This window comes from Pseudomonas sp. Irchel 3H3, assembly GCF_900187635.1.
Lineage (GTDB): Bacteria > Pseudomonadota > Gammaproteobacteria > Pseudomonadales > Pseudomonadaceae > Aquipseudomonas.
On sequence record NZ_FYEC01000047.1, the window covers coordinates 1 to 19,012 of the forward strand.

General features: G+C 64.0%; 12 protein-coding genes and 1 pseudogene. 12 read left to right on the forward strand and 1 reads right to left on the reverse strand.

The window, feature by feature from the left end; genetic code table 11:
- Positions 1-705: 705 nt before the first annotated feature.
- Positions 706-3,504, reverse strand: a complete 2,799-nt coding sequence (locus CKW24_RS26935) for a LuxR C-terminal-related transcriptional regulator (RefSeq protein ID WP_095171845.1) — start codon at positions 3,502-3,504, stop codon at positions 706-708.
- 307 nt (positions 3,505-3,811) lie between these two features.
- On the opposite strand from CKW24_RS26935, the gene CKW24_RS26940 reads away from it, so the two are divergent.
- The 12 genes and pseudogenes from CKW24_RS26940 (at position 3,812) to CKW24_RS26990 (ending at position 19,011) form a co-directional block, all read left to right on the forward strand.
- Positions 3,812-4,615 (forward strand): enoyl-CoA hydratase/isomerase family protein, encoded by an 804-nt coding sequence (locus tag CKW24_RS26940; RefSeq protein ID WP_095171847.1) that lies wholly within the window; start codon positions 3,812-3,814, stop codon positions 4,613-4,615.
- A gap of 59 nt (positions 4,616-4,674) precedes the next feature.
- Positions 4,675-6,231: a long-chain fatty acid--CoA ligase gene (locus CKW24_RS26945; RefSeq protein ID WP_095171849.1), complete on the forward strand. Its 1,557-nt coding sequence runs from the start codon at positions 4,675-4,677 to the stop codon at positions 6,229-6,231.
- Positions 6,231-6,671: a PaaI family thioesterase gene (locus tag CKW24_RS26950; protein WP_095171850.1), complete on the forward strand. Its 441-nt coding sequence runs from the start codon at positions 6,231-6,233 to the stop codon at positions 6,669-6,671. Before CKW24_RS26945 ends, CKW24_RS26950 begins: the two co-directional genes overlap by 1 nt.
- Before the next feature lie 51 nt (positions 6,672-6,722).
- Positions 6,723-7,826, forward strand: a pseudogene (locus tag CKW24_RS26955) (AMP-binding protein); the annotation flags it as partial.
- Positions 7,827-7,949: 123 nt separating this feature from the next.
- Positions 7,950-8,249, forward strand: coding sequence for a hypothetical protein (locus CKW24_RS28760; protein ID WP_371917612.1), 300 nt, complete (start codon positions 7,950-7,952; stop codon positions 8,247-8,249).
- Positions 8,250-8,384: 135 nt separating this feature from the next.
- Positions 8,385-9,524 (forward strand): acyl-CoA dehydrogenase family protein, encoded by a 1,140-nt coding sequence (locus CKW24_RS26960; RefSeq protein ID WP_095171852.1) that lies wholly within the window; start codon positions 8,385-8,387, stop codon positions 9,522-9,524.
- Positions 9,525-9,553: 29 nt separating this feature from the next.
- Positions 9,554-10,765 carry a lipid-transfer protein gene (locus CKW24_RS26965; protein WP_095171854.1) on the forward strand — a complete coding sequence of 404 codons (1,212 nt, stop codon included), beginning with the start codon at positions 9,554-9,556 and terminating at the stop codon, positions 10,763-10,765.
- A gap of 172 nt (positions 10,766-10,937) precedes the next feature.
- Positions 10,938-12,767, forward strand: coding sequence for a DUF1302 domain-containing protein (locus tag CKW24_RS26970; protein WP_095171856.1), 1,830 nt, complete (start codon positions 10,938-10,940; stop codon positions 12,765-12,767).
- A 26-nt stretch (positions 12,768-12,793) separates the two neighbouring features.
- Positions 12,794-14,161: a DUF1329 domain-containing protein gene (locus CKW24_RS26975; protein ID WP_095171878.1), complete on the forward strand. Its 1,368-nt coding sequence runs from the start codon at positions 12,794-12,796 to the stop codon at positions 14,159-14,161.
- A gap of 134 nt (positions 14,162-14,295) precedes the next feature.
- The gene (locus CKW24_RS28595; protein ID WP_095171858.1) at positions 14,296-16,407 is read left to right on the forward strand and encodes a LuxR C-terminal-related transcriptional regulator; all 2,112 of its coding nucleotides are present in this window, start codon (positions 14,296-14,298) and stop codon (positions 16,405-16,407) included.
- Between the two features lie 132 nt (positions 16,408-16,539).
- The gene (locus tag CKW24_RS26985; protein WP_095171860.1) at positions 16,540-17,892 is read left to right on the forward strand and encodes a coniferyl aldehyde dehydrogenase; all 1,353 of its coding nucleotides are present in this window, start codon (positions 16,540-16,542) and stop codon (positions 17,890-17,892) included.
- A 33-nt stretch (positions 17,893-17,925) separates the two neighbouring features.
- Positions 17,926-19,011, forward strand: coding sequence for a Zn-dependent alcohol dehydrogenase (locus CKW24_RS26990; protein ID WP_095171862.1), 1,086 nt, complete (start codon positions 17,926-17,928; stop codon positions 19,009-19,011).
- The last annotated feature ends 1 nt before the right edge of the window (position 19,012 follow it).

Below are 19,012 nucleotides of genomic sequence, written 5' to 3' on the forward strand. Positions count from 1 at the left end.
CCCAGTGCGGCTAAACCGGCGTCCTGCCGGTTTACCCCCCAAATCAATATCGAAGTACGGCCAGCGTGGTTAACGGGGCGCCCAGGATCAAAAACAAAGCGAGGCGGCCTTAGAGCCGACCTGATCGTTGGGGCATGCGCGGTGTAGCTTCTACTTCCTAAGACGCTGACGAAGTCAGCAATCTTTTGATCTGGCTCTGGCTCTGGCTCTGGCTCTGGCTCTGGCTCTGGCTCTGGCTCTGGCTCTGGCTCTGGCTCTGGCTCTGGCTTTTGATCCTGGGCGCCCCGTTAACCACGCTGGCCGAACGCAGGCTTGAAGCCGTGGGTAACCCGGCAGGACGCCGGGTTAGCCGCCCCGCGCCATGGATGGCGCGTGGCGGCGGCCCACGGCTTCAAGCCGGAGTGAGGGAACACCGAGCCTAAGCGAGGTGCCGAGTGGTGGGGCAAGAGCCTTTTGCTTACTTTTGGGCTCCTCCAAAAGTGAGCCGCTGTAAAAGCGGAACCATAGGAGGCCGTTACCGCAAAAATGGATATGTACTCGGCCAAATCCAACACCCCGGCCGGCCCACAGCCCGCCACAAAGTTGTGTAGATACCTATGCCGGGATGGCGGTGTGTCAGGGTCCATAAATGTTGGCTGTGCCAACCCCTGTGGGGACCGGCGCCCGCTTGCGGCCTGCCGGCGATGCTCGCGATGCGTACGCCTATCAGTCCTGGGACTCCAGGTCGCGCACGCGGGCTACCGCTTCGTCGCGGCTGTTGACGCCAAGCTTGCTGTAGATATGGCTCAAATGCCATTTCACGGTTTCCGGCGATAACCCCAAGGCGCGGGCGATTTTTTTGTTGGGCAGTGCTTGAGCCAGCAGGCGCACCACCTCGATCTCCCGCTCGCTCAGCGGTTCGATGCTGTTGGCCTGGGGTTTGCTCTGCGTGGCCTGGGCAGGCTTGCCGGAGACGGCGGCGGGGACGGCCACGTGGGCGGCCTGCAAGCGCTCGACGTAAAACGCCAGGACTGGGTCGAGGGTTTCCTGGCGAGTGATTTCCAGGATCAGGTCAAGGGCGTCCGGGTGGGCATCGAGCAGGCTGCGCAGCAGCCCGAAGCGTTGTCCGCGGCGCAGCGCCAGCAGCACTTTGTCGCGCGCGGCAGCCGGGTTGCCGCGCCGCGCCTCGATCACGGCACTCAACACCAGCAGGCGCACCGCACCGAGTTGCCGACGATGCCGTTCGCAGGTGTCGATCAATTGTTCAATGCGCTGCAAGGCGCCGTCGAGGTCGCCCTGGTGAATCTGCCAGCGGGCCCGTGCGTTCTCGGTCAGGATGTGAATTTCCTTGAGTGCACTGTGTCCGGCGTCGGGGTGGCGGGCGTCGATGGCTTCCAGCCTGGCCAGTTTGGCCTGGGCGGCGGCGGGTTCGTCGAGCAACAGGTGCCAGTGCACCCGCCAGGTCAGGCAGTAGGCCTGCAAGCGGTCCAGCCCGAGTTTGCTCGCGTATTCGTCGAGCCGATCGACGAAGGCGAAGGCCTCCTGATGGTTACCGGCGAGCCACTGCACTTTCCACAGCACCTGGAGCACCCGCAGCACCGAGTCGGGTATCGAAATCCGCTCAAGAATGTCGACCCATCCGGAGAGTAACTTGAAGGCCACGTCGACATCGTTGGTTTCGTACAACACCTCGCCCAGCAGTGCGGTGGCCAGGTAGGTCGCATCCGTCCCGGCCTTGCCGCAGTGGGCCGCTTCGTGGATCACGTCCCGATAGACGCGCTCCGACTGCTTCATCTGGCCTTCCAGGGCATGGCTCAACCCGGTCATGCAGCGGCCCTGGAGGCTACCGGCCGAGGTCCCGAGGAAGGGCTCGCCGTTAATCAGCAACGCTGGCCGGTCGAATTGCACCTGACGCGCCTTTTCGTATTCACCGCGGTGCATGTAAAGCCAGGACAGGATATTGGTGCAGGAGCCGATCGCGACACTGTTGCTGCCTGCTGGAGGGGCGAGCAATTGCGGCAGGACCGTCATCGCCGCATCGGTGTCATCCCGTTGCAGGGCCAGGGAGGCCCGCAGCAGGGCGACCATGAAACGATCATGCACCTGGTGTTCGGGGACGTCGTGAAGCAGTTGATCAAGGCTGTTGGCGCAGGCAATGAAGTCCCGGGCATAGAGCTGCATGCGGGCCTTGAGGATGCGCAGCTTGACCCGTGCCTGCACCTGCTCGACCGGCAACAGCCGTACCAACTCGATCAGCATGCGCAGGTCGCCATGGGCGTACAGCGCTTCGGCGTGTTGCTCGACCAGGTCGGCGGCAGCGTCGGGATCACCGCTCATCACCGCATGGTGCACGGCTTCATCCAGGTGTTGCTGGTCACGGAACCAGGCCCATGCCCGCGCATGCACGGCCTGTTGCTCGGCCCGGCTGCGCGAGTCGAAGTACTTGAGCAGGGTTTCGCGCAGCAGCGGGTGTAGCCGGTACCAGGTTTCACGCTGGGCGCTGTCCACGGGAATCAGGAACAGGTTGTCGCGCTCCAGGCGTGCCAACAGCGCGCTGGCTTCGCCGACGGCCTGGGGGTAACCGCTCAAGGCCGCGCACAATGAGGCGCAGAAACGGTTGCAGACCGCCATGAGCAACAGCAGGTCGAGGTCGGTGGGCGACAGGTGGGACAACACCTCGATCTCGAAAAAACGGGCGAAGGCCTGGTCGTCGCGCACCAGCGTCTGTACCGCGGTGCTGGTCGCGGCCGCTTGGGGTCGATTGTTCTTGCGACTGACTGCGAGCAACTGCAATCCCGCGACCCAGCCATCGGCCTGTTCATGGATCAAGCGCGCGTCACGGGCATTGATCTCACCCAACTGTGCCTTGAGGAACTGCGCGGATTCGGCCGGGGTGAAGCGCAAGTCGCGCAGGCTCAACTCCAGAACCAGTTCCTGGCTGCGCAACCGCGCCAGGGACAACGGCACCGCACTGCGCGACACCAGCGCCAGGTGCAGGTTGGCCGGCGCGTAATCGATCAGCCATTGCAGGGCTTGGTGAATGCCCACGTCCGTCAGGTGATGCAGGTCATCGAGCACCAGCACCAGCTCTTTGGTGCGCCGGGCAATGCTGCGCACCAGGGTGATCACCGTGCGCTCGACGGCCTCGCTGTCGATGCCCCGCCCTTCGAGCTGGGTCGCTTCGTGCACCAGGGCGGGGTCGATCTGGCCCAGGCTGGCCAGCAGATAGTCGAGAAAACGGGTCAGCTCATTATCATCGGCAGACAGGGTCAACCAGGCGACGTCAAAGCCCAGGGGCAACAGGGCCTGGCGCCAGGCGATCAAAGTCGAGGTCTTGCCGCAGCCCGCCGGTCCCTTGAGCACGATGCAGCGCTGGCGACGGGCCTTGAGCATTTGATCCTGCAGGCGCTCACGGGGGACCAGGCGTGCGGCACCGCGAGGAGGAATCAGCTTGGTACTGACAATCGGCGACTGGCTTGCCGTCGTGGGGCTGTCCGAAGCAGTGGACTTGGGGTGTTTGTCCATGAGGCTATCCGATTCATTTTTGTTATGGGCGTGCTCGAATCGGACCGAGTGTAACGCAGAGTTTGCCGCGCATGGCGCTCTGTTTGGCCAGGGCTGCACCCCGAGCCAATGGGGCGGGCAATCCCACCCGATGTGGGTGGTGGCCGCGACAAAGGGGCTTGTTCTACTGGCTGGCATAGGCAAGCGACGCCTGGCACAGAGCACCGGCGTCGCCGCATCGAACAAAAAAACAAGTGCCGCCAGCCGCCAACGCCGGTCGCCCACCCGCATGCCCATCGAGAGACCATCGCAGCGCTGGAGTTAGCCCATGGCCATTCAATTCAAGATCATCGAACACGTGGCACTGGTCACGCTCGACGCGCCCCATTGCAACAACGCCCTGACCATTGGCGACCTGATGCACCTGCGCAAGACCCTGCGTGCCTGCCAGGACGATGAGCAGGTGCGGGTCATCGTCCTGCTCGGGGCCGGTGAGCGCGCCTTTTGTTGTGGAGCCCACTTCAAGGAGTCCCTGCGCCCGGTGCCGGGGTTTGTCGCCGGGGCCCTGAAAAGTCGCGAGACCGAAGCCGAGGAGGGCGGTTACACCCGCTTGCTGGACCTTAGTGACCTGGACCTCTGGAAACCGCTGATCGCCGGGATCCAGGGCCTGTGCCTGGGTGGCGGCCTTGAACTGGCGTTGCAGTGTGATCTGCGAATCGCCACTGACGGCGCCTCATTCGGCCTGCCGGAAGTGCGCATGGCCGCCATCCCCTCGGCGGGTGGCGTGCAGTACCTGCTGCGTGCGGTAGGTTCGGCGCACGCGATGAAAATGGCCCTGACTGGCGAGCCGATCAATGCCCAGGAAGCCTTGCGCATTGGCCTGGTCAGTGACCTGGTGCCCGCCGGGCAACTGCAGGCCGTGGCACTGCAACTGGCGGAGCGGATCGCCGGCAACGGTCCGCTGGCGGTGCAATCGATCAAACAACTGGCGGTGCAGACCGCCCATCTGCCCGCGCGGGACTTTGTCAGCCAAGCCAACCTGCACTGGGGCCTGCTGCGTGACAGCCAGGACTTCGCCGAAGGCCGCCTGGCATTCGCCCAGACGCGTGCACCCAAGTACACCGGGACCTGAAATCCCCAGACCGCGCTGCATGTGTCCCGACCTGACAACAACAATTACAGGAGACTCATATGTACCTGACTCAAGGACTGCACCGCATGGCGCAGCAACAGCCCCATGCCCTGGCCACGGTATTTCGTGACCGACGCCAGAGCTACGCGCAAATGACCGATCGTGTCGCGCGCCTGGCCGGTGCCCTGCAAAAGCTCGGCATGCAAGCCGGTGATCGTGTTGGCCTGCTGGGCCTGAACAGCGACCGCTTCCTCGAATACTTCCTCGCCACCTGGTGGGGCGGTGGCGTGGTCAACCCGGTGAACATTCGCTGGAGCGTCGCGGAGATTGTCTATTCGCTGGATGACTGCGACACCCGCATTCTGTTCATCGACGACACCTTCCTGCCCCTGGCGCCGGCGATCTCGGCCTCGGCCCGAGTCACACCATTGCTGATTCACCTCGGCGATGGCCCGGCACCGGCAGGCATGCTCTCGTTCGAGCAGCTGATTCGCGACAACGCGCCGGTGGATGATGCCTTTCGCGGTGGCGAGGACTTGGCCAGTATCCTCTACACCGGGGGCACCACCGGCCAGCCCAAGGGCGTCATGCAGTCACACATGAACCTGTGGTCGGCGGCCGTGGCGCGTGCAGCGGATGTGCCGGTGCCGGCGGATGCCATGACCCTGCACATCGCGCCCATGTTCCACCTGGCGGCGTTGTCCCGGGTGATCCTGATCTCGCTGATCGGGCTGCCGAGTGTGTTTGTCCCGGCTTTTGATGCCTCGGACGTGATGCGCACCATCGAGCGCGAGCGCATCAGCGATATCCTGATTGTGCCGACCATGCTCCAGGCGCTGATCATGCACCCGGACTTTGCTCGCCATGACCTCAGTAGCCTGCGCAGCCTGACCTACGGCGCCTCGCCGATTGCCGTGCCGTTGCTGGAGCTGGCGCTCAAGGCCCTGCCCAATGTCGAATTCACCCAGGGCTATGGCATGACCGAAGCGGCGCCGCCGATCAGCGCCAATGGTCCGCAGAATCACAGCGCCGAAGGGATCGCCAATGGCCGCTTGCGTTCGGCCGGGCGTCCGGGACTGGGAGTGACAGTGCGCATTGTCGACGAACACGACAACGAAGTTGCGTGCGGCACCGTGGGCGAAGTGATTGTCCGTGGCCCGAACATCATGCTCGGGTACTGGAACAAACCCGAGGAAACCGCCCAGGCGTTGCGCGGAGGCTGGATGCATACCGGGGACGGTGCCTACATGGACGAGGACGGCTACCTGTACATTGTCGACCGCTTCAAGGACATGATTGTCAGCGGCGGCGAGAACATCTACTCCGCTGAGGTAGAAAGTGCGATCGCCAGTCATCCGGCTGTGGCGGTGTGTGCGGTGATCGGTATCCCGTGCCAGCAGTGGGGTGAGGCGGTGCACGCGGTCGTCGTGCTGAAGCCGGGCAACCAGGCGGCCGATGCGGAGATCATGGAGCACTGTCGGCGGTTGATCGCGGGCTACAAGACTCCCAAGTCGGTGGAGTTCCGCGAAGCCCTGCCGCTGTCCGGCGCGGGCAAGATTCTCAAGCGTGACCTGCGCGAGCCGTTCTGGCAGGGCAAAGACCGGAGCGTCAGTTGATGGAGACGCCCAGCCGTGGTGTGAGCTCGGTCCCCGAAGGATTTTCACCGGTGCAGGGCGCTTCGAAGTTCCTCAGTGGTTGTGCCGAGTTTTACATTCACCATGAACGGCCGGTCTTGGCGGTGCGTGTCCTGGGCCGGCACCTTAATTACGTGGGCATTGCCCATGGTGGTTTCCTTGCCACGGTTGCCGACAGCGCCTTTGGGATGATGCTCCGCCGCCTGCTGGTGATGGAGCGGGCGGCCATCACCGTCAATTTGAACCTCGACTACCTGGGCGCAGTGCGCGAAGGCGACTGGCTCGAAGCCCACGTCGAAATCCACAAGGCCGGCAGCAGCTTGATCAATGCCAGTTGCCGACTGCTGGACGGCGAGCGCCTGGTGCTGCGCAGCAACGGCGTGTTCACGCGCTGGAAACATCCGTTGCCGAACGCCGAATGATCCGCTGGGCGTAGCCTGCGCCCTCCTGACACAAGGGTGAAACCCATGTACATGACTTTATGCCTGCAGCGCACGCTGCAGCAGACGCCAGAGCAGATGGCGACGATTTTCGGCGCGCGCCGCCAGACCTATCGCCAGTTCGCCGACCGCGTCGCGCGCCTGGCGAGCGCCTTGTGCGAGCTGGGCATGGCCCCGGGGGACCGGGTCGGGATGCTGGCGCTCAACTCCGACCGCTACCTGGAATACATCATGGGGGTGTGGTGGGGTGGCGGGGTGCTCAACCCGGTCAACACCCGCTGGAGCGTGGCAGAAATCGTCTACGCGCTGGACGATTGCGACACGGCGATCCTGATCATCGACGAGCATTTCCTCGCCCTGGCCGACGCCATCCGCGCGGGTGCGCGCAATGCGCCGTGCTTGATCTACGCCGGGGAATGACCAACACCCGCCGGCATGCTCGGCTTCGACGAGTTGATTGCCCAGGCCAGGCCAATGGCCGACGCCGGCCGGGGTGGCGAAGACCTGGCGTGCATCATGTACACCGGTGGCACCACCGGCTTTCCCAAGGGGGTCATGCAGTCGCACCTGAATCTGTGGTCGGCGTGCATGCCGCGCATGGTCGATATGCCGCCGATACCCGGCGGCCGGCTGTTGCAGGTGGCGCCGCTGTTCCACGTCGCCGGCATGGCCCGGGCGCTGATCCAGTTCCTGGCCGGCGAGTGCCATGTGCTGGTGTCGAGCTTCGAACCCCTGGCGGTGCTGCAGGTGATCGAACGCGAGCGGATCAGCGAGACCCTGCTAGTGCCGACCATGATCCTGGCGCTGCTGGACCATCGCGCGTTGCCGCGGTATGACCTCAGCAGCCTGCAACGCTTGACCTACGGCGCTTCCCCCAGTGCCGGGGAGATGGTCGAGCGCCTGCTGGCACGCTTTCCAGCGCTTGAATTGTCCCACTCCTATGGGCTGACCGAAGCCTGTCCGGTGGTCTCCAGCAACCTGCCGTGCAATCACAGTGCATCGGCGCGTGCAAGCGGGCTATCGCGTTCGGTGGGGCGTGGCGGGCTGGGGTTGCAGGTGAAAATCGTCGACCCCCAGGGCCAGGAGGTGCCCCGCGGTACCGTGGGCGAAATCATCGTGCGCGGGCCGAACGTGATGCAGGGGTACTGGAACAAACCCGAGGAAACCGCCCAGGCCCTGCGTAACGGTTGGCTGTACACCGCAGACGGCGCCTATATGGACGAGCAGGGCTACCTGTTCATCGTCGACCGGCTCAAGGACATGATTGTCAGTGGCGGTGAAAACATCTACTCGGCCGAGGTCGAGAACGTGCTGGCGCGCCATCCGGCGGTGGCCCAGTGCGCGGTGATCGGCATCCCCCATGCACAGTGGGGCGAGGCGGTGCATGCCGTGGTCGTGCGCCAGTCCGGCGCCCAGGTCGACGAAGACCAATTGCGTCGTCATTGCCGCGCATTCATCGCGGGCTACAAGTGCCCAAAAAGCATCGAGTTCCGCGAAACGCTGCCGCTGTCGGCCGCCGGTAAAGTGCTCAAGCGCGAACTGCGCGCGGCCTTCCAGTAGCATCGGGGCCAGGCTCGCAGCCGGGCAGGTCCGGCGGCTGCTACCCGATCCGGGTGGCCCCTTGCGTCAGCCGGCTCACTACATTGGCTCCATGAACCAAGCACACGCCTGCTTGGCCACTCACTGGAGAATCCGATGCATATCAACCGTACTGTCTACCGAGAAGACCACGAGATGCTGCGCGAATCGGCGCGGCGTTTTTTTGAGCGCGAATGCCTTCCACTTCAGGCGCAGTGGGACAAGGCCGGGCACGTGGACCGGGAAACCTGGCTCAAGGCCGGCCGCCATAACCTGCTGTGCCTGACGGTACCGACCGAGTACGGCGGGGGGGGCGGTGACTTCGGTCATTCGGCGGTGCTGATTGAGGAGCTGTACCGCTCGGGCGTCTCCGGTTGGAGCCTGGGCGTGCATTCGGACATCGTCGCCCCCTACATCGTGCGCCTGGGCACCGAGGCGCAGAAGCAACAATGGTTGCCGAAAATCTGCACCGGCGAAACCGTGCTGGCCGTGGCGATGACCGAGCCGGGCACTGGTTCCGATCTCAAGGCTATTCGCACCACCGCCGTGCGCGATGGCGACGAGTGGGTGATCAATGGCAGCAAGACGTTCATCAGCAACGGCCTGACCTGCGACATGGTCGTGGTGGTGTGCAAGACCGACCCGAGCGCTGGCGCCAAGGGCTGCAGCCTGATTATGGTCGAGTGCGACCGTGCAGGCTTTCGTCGCGGGCGCAAGCTGGACAAGGTCGGCCAGGCCGCTGCCGACACCGCCGAGCTGTTCTTCGACGATGTGCGAGTGCCGGTAGGCAACCTGCTGGGCGAAGAGAACAAGGGCTTCATGCACTTGATGGAAGAGCTGCCGCAGGAACGCCTGGTTATCGCCCTGTACAGCGCGGCCAAACTCGAGCGCATGCTTGAGCAGACCCTTGAGTACGTCAAGGACCGCAAAGCCTTCAACCAAACGGTCTGGGACTTCCAGAACACCAAATTCAAACTCGCCGACATCAAGGCCCAGGCCACGGCCGTGCGCCTGATGATCGATCACTACATCGGCGAACACATGCGCCGGCGCCTCACCGTGCAGGAATCGGCCATCGCCAAGCTGTACGCCACCGAGACCCTGTGCCGGTGCATCGACGACATGGTCCAGCTGCACGGTGGCTACGGCTACATGCTCGAGTACCCGATTGCCCGGGCCTTCGTCGACATGCGCGTGACCCGCATCTTCGGCGGTACCAGTGAAGTGCTGCGTGAGTTGATCGCACGCCAGCTTTGATCCTTCCCCTTCAAGTTGCAGGTGACAGCATGAGCGAAAAAGTATTGGTGGCAGGCGTTGGCATGATCCCGTTCAGCAAGCCCAGTGCCAGCCCGACCTATGTGCAGATGGGCGCCGAAGCCGTGCGTCGTGCCCTGGCCGATGCCGGAATCGGTTACCACCTGGTGCAGGAAGCGTACGCCGGCTACGTCTATGGCGACTCCACCTGCGGCCAGACCGTGCTCTATGAAGTGGGCATGACCGGGATCCCGGTGGTCAACGTCAACAACAATTGCTCCACCGGCTCCACCGCGCTGTACCTGGCGCGCAAGGCGATCGAGTCGGGTTCGGCCGATTGCGTGCTGGCGGTCGGCTTCGAACAGATGCAGGCCGGGGCCTTGAAATCCCACTGGGATGACCGCCCGCCAACCCGCGAACGTTTCCTGCCGATCCTGCGGGGCCTGACCGCCGACGTCGGCAGCGACATGGCCCAGGCGCTGCGTACCTTCGGCGGCGCCGGACGCGAGTATATGCACAAGTACGGCACCCGCATGGAGACCTTCGCTGCGGTGCGCGCCAAGGCCAGCCGGCATGCCGCCAATAATCCCCTGGCGTTGTTTCGCAAAGTGCTGAGCACCGAAGACGTGATGGCCGACCCTGTGCTGTGGCCGGGGGTGATGACCCGCCTGATGGCCTGCCCGCCGACCTGTGGGGGAGCGGCGGCAATCCTGGTGTCGGAACGTTTTGCCCGCCAGCACGGCCTGCGCCGCGACGTCGAAATCGTTGCCCAGGCGATGACCACCGATACGCCGGAGTCATTCAACTTCGAACAACCGTCGTTGCTGGACTGGGTGGGTACCCACATGACCCACGCTGCCGTGAACCAGGTCTACGAAAAAGCCGGCGTCGGCCCGCGGGACATCGATGTCTGCGAGCTGCACGACTGCTTCGCCCAGAACGAAGTGATCTGCTACGAATCCCTGGGGTTCTGCCCTGAAGGCGGCGCCGAACAATTTGTCATGGACGGCGACAACACCTACGGCGGGCAAATCGTTATCAATCCGTCCGGCGGCCTGCTGTCCAAGGGGCACCCGTTGGGCGCCACTGGCCTGGCGCAGTGCTACGAGCTGACCCAGCAATTGCGCGGCAATGCCGAGCAGCGCCAGGTCGAAGGTGCGCGCCTGGCCATGGCGCATAACCTGGGTCTGGGCGGGGCTTGCGTGGTGACGCTGTACGGCAGGGTCCGCGCAGGTGCCCAGTGAGCCAGACCGGCTTCGACTGTCACCCAAGGTAACGCCGCCCGGTGTGCCCTGACAAAGCACGCCGGGATTGTTCGACAAAGTCGCATCAAATCACCCATTCGGGTGTCAGGGCCTCACCGCCACCTCACTAGCATGGACGCTCCAACACGTGATCCTTAACCGGAGAAACCGCATGACAAGAACAACAATGCGCGGCGTCTTCCAGCCAAGTCTGCTGGCCGTAGCTGTGACCGTCGCCACCACCGCGAGCCCCTCGGCTCAGGCGGTCGATTTTAATATCGGCGAGATCCAGGGCAGTTTCGATTCGTCCTTATCGATTGGTGCCAGTTGGTCGGTGGCTGATCCCGACTCCGCGTTCATTTCCAACTTCAACTCCCAGGGCAAGTCCGGTCAGTCGGCCTCGCGCACCACCGATGACAACCGCCTGAACTTCAAGAAGGGCGAGACCTTCTCGAAGATCTTCAAGGGCGTGCATGACCTGGAACTGAAGTACGGCGACAGCGGCGCCTTCGTGCGTGGCAAGTACTGGTATGACTTCGAGCTGATGGACGAGCACCGGCCGTTCTACGACATCGACGACAGCGGGCGCGATCGTGCCGCCAAGTCCTCCGGGGCGATGTTTCTGGACAGCTTCGTCTACCACAACTACAACCTCGGCGATCAGGTCGGCAACGTGCGGCTCGGCAAGCAGGTGGTGAGTTGGGGCGAGAGCACCTTCATCGGCAACTCGATCAACAGCATCAACCCGGTGGACGTGGCGGCCTTGCGACGTCCCGGCGCCGAGGTCAAGGAAGGGCTGATTCCGGTCAATCTGCTCTACGTGTCCCAAGGCCTGGCTGACAACATTACTGCCGAGGCCTTCTACCAGCTGGAGTGGGACAAGTCGGTGGTCGACAACTGCGGTACGTTCTTTGGCAGCGATGGCGTCCCGCAAGGCTGCAATGACCGCCTGGTGGTCGCAGGTCTCGACCTGCCGCCGGGCGTTGCGCAGAACACCGGCGGCCTGGGGGCGATCGCGGCCGGGACCGACAATGCCTACATCGGGCGCTTGCCCGACCACGACGCCCGCGACAGTGGTCAGTATGGCCTGGCGCTGCGCTGGTTCGTGCCCGAGGCCAACGACACCGAGTTCGGCGCCTACGCGCTGAACTATCACAGCCGTAACCCGTACTTGAGCATCAACCAGATGACCAGCCCGGCCGGTGGTCTGGCTTCTGCCCGCAGCACCCGCTACTTCATCGATTATCCGGAAGACATCCGTTTGTACGGCCTGAGTTTCCAGACCAACGTCGAGGGGGTGTCGCTCGCGGGTGAAGTCAGCTACCGGCCGAACATGCCGCTGCAGTTGAACACCGCCGACCTGCTGTCCGCCGCGACCTTCGGCGCGACCTCGCCACTGATCACCACCGGCTTCGCCGGGCGCAACCTGGGCGCCGAGGTCAATGGCTACAAGCGCATGCCCGTGACCCAGGCCCAGATGACCGTGACTCAGTTCTTTGACCAGGTGCTGGGCGCCAGCCGCCTGAGTGTGGTCGGGGAGGTGGGCTACAACCACATCAACGGCCTGGGCCGGGCCGACGGCACGGACCTGCGTTTCGGGCGCAGCCCGGCGTTCGGTTCCGGCGAGCTTGTGGGCAGCGCTGGCCTGGCCACCTGCCGCGGTTCGGCGGCCGGTACGCCGACCGCCAGCAATCCGGCCCAGGAGTGCAACGACGATGGCTTCTACACCAGCAACAGCTGGGGCTATCGCCTGCGCGGCAAGCTGGATTACCCCAACGCCCTGGCCGGGATCAACCTGTCGCCGAACGTGGCCTGGTCCCATGACGTTTCCGGTTATGGCCCCAACTTCGACGAAGGCTCCAAGGCAGTCAGCCTCGGCCTCGACGCTGACTACCAGAACGCCTACACCGCCAGCCTCAGTTACACCAACTACTTTGGCGGCGATTTTAATACCAACGTCGACCGCGACTATGTCGCGCTCAGCTTCGGCGTGAATTTCTGATGCTCTCCTGGCAGAGGTACCTGAACATGAATGCACTTTTCATTTTGCGCACTGGCGCATTGAGTCTGTCATTGCTGGCCGGCAGCGTCATGGCTGCGGTTTCCCCAGAGGAAGCGGCGCAACTGGGCACCAGCCTGACCCCGCTGGGCGCGCAGAAGGAAGGCAATGCCAACAGCACCATCCCGGCCTGGAGCGGCGGCCTGAAAAGCGGCGCGGCGCCCCTGGACAACGGCTTTCTCGGCGATCCCTTTGCCGCAGACAAACCGCTGTTCGTGATTACCCCGGCCAACGTCGACCAGTACAAGGACAAGTTGACTCCAGGGCAGATCGCGATGTTCAAGCGCTACCCGGACAGCTACAAGATCCCCGTCTACAAGACCCAGCGCACCGGGGCGGCGCCTCAGTCGGTGTATGAGCTGGCGAAAAAAAGTGCGGTCACCACCCAACTGACCAACGATGGCAACGGCCTGGCCAATTTCACCGAGACCCGTTACTACCCGTTTCCGATCCCCAAGAGCGGGGTCGAGGTCTACTGGAACCACACCAGTCGTTATCGCGGTGGCAACATGGTGCGCCAGGCCGCCCAGGCGGCGCCGCAGACCAATGGTTCCTACGCCATCGTCGAATACGAAGACCAGGTGGCCTATCCGCAGCAGGTCGAAGGCGTGCCGCCGGGGCAGGCGGATAACGTGCTGTATTTCTACAAGCAGGAAATTACCGCGCCGTCGCGCCTGGCCGGCAACGTGACGCTGATTCACGAGACCATCGACCAGGTCAAGGAGCCGCGCCTGGCGTGGGTCTACAACTCCGGGCAACGGCGCGTGCGGCGCGCACCGCAAGTGGCCTACGACGGTCCGGGCAGCGGCGGCGACGGCATGCGCACCACCGACAACACCGACATGATGAACGGGGCGCCGGATCGCTACGACTGGAAACTGGTAGGCAAGAAGGAACTCTACATCCCCTATAACAACTACCGGCTGCAATCGCCCAAGCTCAAATACGACGACATCATCAAGCCCGGGCACATCAACCAGGACCTGACCCGCTACGAGTTGCACCGGGTCTGGCACGTCGAGGCAACACTCAAACCAGGGCAGCGGCATATCTATGCCAAGCGTGACATGTACTTTGACGAAGACACCTGGCAGTTGGCCGAAGTCGATCACTATGACGGTCGCGGGCAACTCTGGCGCGTCGCCGAAGGCCTGGCCTTCAACGATTACGAGCGCGGTGCCGCCAACTACGCGATGATCGGCATCTATGACCTGATCGCCGGGCGCTACAACGTCCTGGCCATGACCAACGAGTCCAAGCACGCAACGACCTACGGCGCCACCGCAAAAATGAACGACTTCACCCCTTCGGCACTGCGTAACGCCGGCATTCGCTAGACCCGACCCACCAGCCCCACGACGCCCTGCCTTGCAGGGCGTCGTGCATTGGGGGGCAACCACCTGATCCGGGTGGGGCGCAGGTGGACATCGGGGCCAATGATGGATGGCATCAATCATCAGCGAGGTCCGCCATGTTTGTGCCCCGGCCGCATCTTTGCACCCTGCTCAGGCGCGAGCAGCGCCGCTTGCAACTGCTGTGCGCACCCCCAGGCTTCGGCAAGACGCAGTTGCTGCGCCATTACCTGGAACCCGCCACAAACGTGGTGTGGCTGACCCTCGGCGGGCAGCCGCAGACCCTGCAAACCTGCAGCGCAAAGCTGGCCGAGGCCCTGGGACTAAGCTTGCAATCATCCCCCGAGGCGCTGCTGGCCTGGATCGAGCGGGCGGGTACGCTGCACCTGGTGTTCGACGACGTGCCGGCGTCCATGCCGGCGGAACTGAACCTGTGGTTCGACCGCCTTTTGGCCCTGGCGAACCCGCGCCTGCAGGTGCTGGTCACCTGTCGCCGGCGTCCCGACTGGAACCTGGCGCGCTTGGTGCTGATGGGCCAGTTGCTGGAACTCGACGCCCGGCAACTGGCGCTGCGCCGCGAGGAGTCCGATGCCTTGGTCAGCCTGCTGGCACCTGATAGCGACACCATCATCCGCCAACAACTGTGGCAGGCAACGGCAGGCTGGTGCGCCGGTCTGCGGCTGCTGTTGCCAGCGTTCGTCACGCAAACCTATCGCCCCGAGCAACCCCACGCGGTGCTGGTGCAGTACCTGGAGCGGGAGTTGCTGGCACGCCTTACCGAGGACCAGCAACAGGTGTTGTTTGGCCTGGCGCACCTGTCCAAGGCCAGCGCCGAGCTTTGCGAGCAACTCTGGGAGGGCCAGGGAGGGGCGCGGGTGTTTACCCAGTTGAACGACTGCCAGGCATTGTTAATCCCGCTGGAGCACCAGCCGCAGTGGTCTTGCCTGATACCGGCCGTGGCCCAGGCGCTACAGGAACGCTTGCCGGCGGCCCCGTTGAATCGTCTGCGCTTGCGCGCCTGCCAGGCACTCAGCGCCCTGGGACACCTGGATGATGCGATCGAGCAGGCGCTGCGCGCAGAGCAACCGGAAGTCGCCGCCAGCTACATGGAGGGCTTGTGGCTGACCTGGATCTTGCGCGAACAGCACCTGGGCCGGCTCATGACCTGGCGCGAGCGAATGGCACCGCACCTGCTGGAAAGCAGCCCGCGGCTGATCTACCTGAGTGCCAAGGCGTTGCTGTTCAGCGGACGCCTGGATGAAGCCCAGGCTTGCCTGCAACAGTTGAGCCGATTCCTGCCCTTGCCCAACCCCCGGCGCAACCAACGTCTGCTGGCGAACTGGCAAGCATTGTTCGGCACCTTGCACGCCCTGCGCGGCGACAGCGAACAGGCACGCTTGCATTGCCAGGCCGCGTGCCGCCACCTCAACCGTGAGGATTGGCTGTCGATCCTGCTGTGTCACTGCATGCTGGCGCGCGATGCGATGCATCGTGGCGAACTGACGGAGGCGCAGGCGCTGCTGGAGCAATCGCTGGAGCTGGCCCGCCGCCAGGGCAGCCGAGAGGCCGAGGTGCTGGTCAACAGCGATCGGGCGCGCTTGATGATGCTCCAGGGCCACGCGCATCAGGCGCAGTCGTTGTTGCACAGCGAGCTTGAGCACATGGCCGGCACCCGGACAGTAGCCTGTCCGTTACGCGGTCGCCTGTTGCTGCAGCAGGCCGAACTGTCAGTGCAGCAGGGGCGCTTGGGCGAAGCCGAACAACGGGTGCACGAGGGCCTGGTGCAGGTCGGCGATTGCTGTGCGCCATTCGTGCTCAGCGCCTATCTGTTGCTGGCGCAGATCGCGGCCCACGGCCAGGCATTCGACCAGGCCCAACTGCACCTGGACGAAGCTGAGCGGCGCATGCATTGGGCGCGGATTGACCGCGCGTGCTACCAGCGGCCCATCGCCGAGCACCGGCAACGGGTCCAGCGACTTGAACGGGAGGCCAGTGCGCAACGGCCAGAGTCGCGCAGCAGCGTGCCGGACTACCAGGATGGCCTGACACCCCGCGAGGTCTCGGTGCTCAAGCTGCTGGCCGAAGGCATGTCGGTGCGCGAGGTGGGCAGCCGTCTGTTCATCTCGGTCAATACCGTTAAAACCCACGCCAAGAACATCAACGTCAAGCTTGGCGCCTGCCGTCGGACGCAGGCGATCAATAGCGCCAAGGCCATGGGCATCCTGGCTTGAGGCCCCTGGCCTTTTTCCCGCCCACCACCTGATCCGGGTGGCGGCCTGCGCCAGGTGATGATCAACCATGCAAGGAAGCCGACACGGGGTCGCTCGGGAGCCTGTGTCTCGACAACAAGAGGAAAGCGACTGATGAGCGCCATTGAACGAGCCACGACCCAGGATATCCGCACCATCCTGGACCTGCAGCGAGCGGCCTTCCTGGACCGCGAGCCCTACAGCGTCGAAGAGCGCTGTGAGCTGATCGACCGGGCCATCGGCCTGCTGGTCAATCACGAACAGGAGATCGTCGAGGCCCTGGCGGCGGACTTCGGCCATCGCAGCCCGACGTTCTCGCGCGCCAGTGAAGTGCTGTCGCCCCTGGCCATGTTGAAGCAGACCAAGCAGCACTTGCGCGAGTGGATGCAGCCCCACGCGCGGCATGCCGCCCAGGGTCAAGCGTTTGTGCAGTATCAGCCGTTGGGTGTGGTCGGCATCGTCACGGCCTGGAATGTGCCCGGCTACATGGTGTTCAGCGGCTTGGCCGGGGCCCTGGCAGCCGGCAACCGGGTGATGATCAAGCCGTCGGAATTCACCCCGCACACCACGGCCCTGATCGCCCGATTGATCCATTCGGTGTATGACGAACGTGAGGTGGCGGTGGTGTTGGGCGATGCCGAAACCGGCCAGGCCTTCTGTGGCCAGCCCTTCGATCACTTGCTGTTCACCGGCGCCACCAGCATCGGCAAGCATGTGCTGCGGGCGGCGGCCGAACACCTGGTGCCGGTAACCCTGGAACTGGGCGGCAAGTCCCCGGTGATCATCGGCCGTACGGCCGACTTCAAGGCGGCAGTCGCCAAGGTGGTGGTTGGCAAGTTGCTGAACGCCGGTCAACTCTGCGTCGCCCCGGACTATGTGTTCGTACCGCGGGAATCGATGGATGCCTTCATCGCGGTCGCCAAGGCCGTGGTCGCGGGTTTCCTGCCGACCCTCAAGGACAACCCCGAGTACACCTCCATCATCAACGCTCGGCACTACGCGCGTCTGCAGGGCTATCTGAGTGAAGCGCGTGCGGCGGGAGTCGAGTTGGTGGAACTGAACCCGGCCGCCGAGGATTTCAGCCAGGCCGCGCACAACAAAATCGTGCCGACCTTGCTGCGCGATCCTGGCGATGAGTTGCAAGTGATGCAGGACGAAATCTTCGGCCCGCTGCTGCCGGTCAAGGCCTACGACCAACTCAGCGAGGTGATCGCCTTCATCAACGCCCGACCGCGCCCGCTGGCGCTGTATTACTTCGGTCAAGACGCCGAGGAAGAGGCCCAGGTCCTGAGCCGCACCTGCTCTGGCGGCGTGACACTCAATGGCGTACTGAGCCATGCCAGCCTCGACAGCCTGCCGTTTGGCGGCGTTGGCCAGAGTGGCATGGGGGCCTATCACGGTATCGACGGTTTCCGCACTTTCAGCCACGCCAAAGCCGTGTTGCGCACACCGCAGCAACCGGCCTGAGTCTTTCCATCCCTTACTCACGAGAAAAGTCTAATGAAAGCTGCCGTATTCCATCAGGTAGGCGCCCCGCTGGTCATCGAAGAAGTGGGCATCAGCAAGCCCGGCCCACGTGAAGTGCTGATTCGTACCCGGGCGGTGGGGGTGTGTCACTCTGACCTGCATGTGATCGATGGTTCGTTCCCGTACCCGGGCCCGCTGGTCCTGGGGCACGAGGCCGCCGGGGTGGTCGAACAGGTGGGGAGCGAGGTGCGCTCGGTCAAGCCCGGCGATCACGTAGTGACCTGCCTGACCGTATTTTGCGGTCACTGTGAGCACTGCGTGACCGGCCACCTGGCGCGCTGCGTATCACCGGAAACCAAGCGCGGGGCCGACGAGGAATCACGCCTGACCTATGTGCACAAACCCATTCCCCAGTTCGTCAACCTGTCCGGCTTTGCCGAGCAGATGCTAGTGCATGAGAACGCCTGCGTGGCGATCCGGCGGGACATGCCCCTGGACCGTGCCGCACTGCTGGGATGTGCGGTGACCACCGGTACCGGTGCGGTGTTCAACACCGCCAAGGTGCGCCCGGGTGAAACCGTGGCCGTGATCGGTTGTGGCGGCATTGGCCTGGCGGCCATCAATGGCGCGGCGTTGGCCGGGGCAGGGCGGATCATTGCCATCGACATGCTCGATTCGAAACTGCAACTGGCTCGCCAGTTCGGTGCCACCGACCTGGTCAATGGCAAGGACGGTGATGCCGCCAAGCAAGTGCTGGAGTTGACCCGCGGCGGGGTGCATCACTCATTTGAATGCATCGGCCTGAAGCAGACCGCCGAACAGGCCTTTGCCATGCTTGCACGCGGCGGCACCGCCACCGTGATCGGCATGCTCAAGCCTGGCCTGAAAATCGAACTGGACCCGCTGCAACTGCTGCATGAGCGGCGTATCCAGGGCTCGTTGATGGGCTCCAACCGGTTCCCGGTGGACATGCCGCGCCTGGTGGACTTCTACATGGCCGGCAAGCTCAAGCTCGACGAAATGATCTCCCAGCGCATCAAGCTCGAGCAGATCAACCAGGCCTTCGATGAGCTGCGCCGTGGCGAACTGGCGCGTTCGGTGGTCATTTTCGACGAGTAAC